We start from the raw sequence: 1468 nt of genomic DNA, 5'->3' as shown, positions 1-1468 counted from the left end.
GATCATGTCGCGAGACCCCGACCGCCAGACCGCAGAAATCCAAATCCGTATCGCTATCATGAATCGCTGCTCGGCCCTTGGACGGGCCGAGATCGAAGCTGTGCAATAAGGCCGACAGGGGAAGGGGAAAATCATCCTTGCGTCCGATTAGCGCAACAAGGCCGTCGGAAACTATGGTCGAAGGGCTGATGAAAGTCGGGTTCGATACGGACACACCTGTGCTCTCGGTGTCGCTGACCCCGCATAATTTCCAAGAAACCCCGGCGCTGATCGCGTTTTTCAAGGATCATTTCACGCTTAAGGGGCGCGAGGCGGCCGAGGCGGCTCTGGGTGCTGTAGACGCTCATCGTAAGATCGCGGCGCTCAACGGAACGCCTCTACGATATCAGTTGCCGGAGCATCATGCTACCGAAGCCCTCTGAATGCGCCTGTCACAGGTCCGACATGCTCAGGCGGAACCTACGGTGATTCCGATATCATAATCCACCTTCCCAGAAAATGCGGGGCATCCCCGATAGGGAGAGGGGGAGCACCGTGGATTCGCTAGGCGGGCTCAATTCTGGCAGGTCAGGGCCCGCATCATAACCCCGACCACCTTTTCGAGCAGGATCGAATGGGACTGGCTCAGCTCGAACCGGGTCCTCGGGCCGACCCCTTCATTGGCAAAGAGCGCATCCTGTATCTTGCGGAGGGCGCCGCTGCGCTCGGAGGAATCGGCGATGAAATCGGTGCCATCCAGATCGAACAGCGTGACCTTGTCACGCGCCAGAAGGCGGTCTCCCGCAGGCAGGGCGAGGATAAGGGGCTCGCTGCCGCGAGTTGCGTATTCACCTCGCCGCGACGGCCGGGGCTGCGTGTGAGCCCCAGATCGAGTTGGCCGATGACCAGCACCTCGACGATTTCGTAACTCTTCATTTCGACTGGCCGGAACCGCACATCCGGCATCTCGCGGGTGAGCGCCTCGGCGATATCGGGTACGAACCCGCCCCCGGCTGAAGGCACAAATCCCATAGACACCGCGTCCAACTTGGCACGCTGCAGTATCTCGGTGGCGCTGACCAGAAGATTGGGATCGTGTCCCACCTGATGGTGTAGCTCATAGCGGGCCTCGTGCTGACTGGCGGGCCGAGCTGATCAGTCGCGCTGCGCTGCAGGCAAGCTGACCACGACATCATCGCAGATTGGCGCCAGCGTTTCCAGTGTCATGTATCGACCGCGCTGGACGGTCCATTCCTCGGTCTGCTCCATCAGGATGGCCCCAACGAGGCGGCGGATCGAAGCCTCATTAGGAAAGATCCCGACCACGTCCGTACGGCGCTTGATCTCGCCGTTTAGGCGCTCAATCGGATTTGTGCTGTGTAGCTTCGTTCGATGCTGCTGGGGAAAGGTCATGTAGGCCAGCACATCCTCCTCGGCGCCGTCCATGAGGGTCGCCAGCTTTGGCAGTTTCGGACGCATCTGATCAGCG

2 protein-coding genes and 2 pseudogenes are annotated in these 1468 nt (G+C 60.4%); 2 read left to right on the top strand and 2 right to left on the bottom strand.

The features are described from left to right. Window positions 1-109 (top strand): annotated as a pseudogene (locus VSX56_RS20550) (IS5/IS1182 family transposase); the annotation flags it as partial. A 64-nt stretch (window positions 110-173) separates the two neighbouring features. Beyond that, a complete protein-coding gene (locus VSX56_RS20545; protein WP_350939374.1) occupies window positions 174-422 on the top strand; it encodes a 6,7-dimethyl-8-ribityllumazine synthase in 249 nt (82 codons plus the stop codon). 131 nt (window positions 423-553) lie between these two features. On the opposite strand, the pseudogene VSX56_RS20540 reads toward VSX56_RS20545, so the two are convergent. Both VSX56_RS20540 and VSX56_RS20535 read right to left on the bottom strand, forming a co-directional pair. Then, window positions 554-1011, bottom strand: a pseudogene (locus tag VSX56_RS20540) (LysR substrate-binding domain-containing protein). A 123-nt stretch (window positions 1012-1134) separates the two neighbouring features. Next, a partial coding sequence (locus tag VSX56_RS20535) for a transposase (protein WP_350938335.1) occupies window positions 1135-1468 on the bottom strand: 334 nt, incomplete at its 5' end.

It is taken from the genome of Thioclava kandeliae, from assembly GCF_040297545.1.
Lineage (GTDB): Bacteria > Pseudomonadota > Alphaproteobacteria > Rhodobacterales > Rhodobacteraceae > Thioclava > Thioclava kandeliae.
This window is presented reverse-complemented; position numbering and strand designations above follow the sequence as displayed.

Coding starts and splice junctions, on each gene's coding strand:
- VSX56_RS20545 (WP_350939374.1), top strand. CDS start 174: ATGGTCGAAGGGCTGATGAAAGTCGGGTTCGATACGGACACACCTGTG.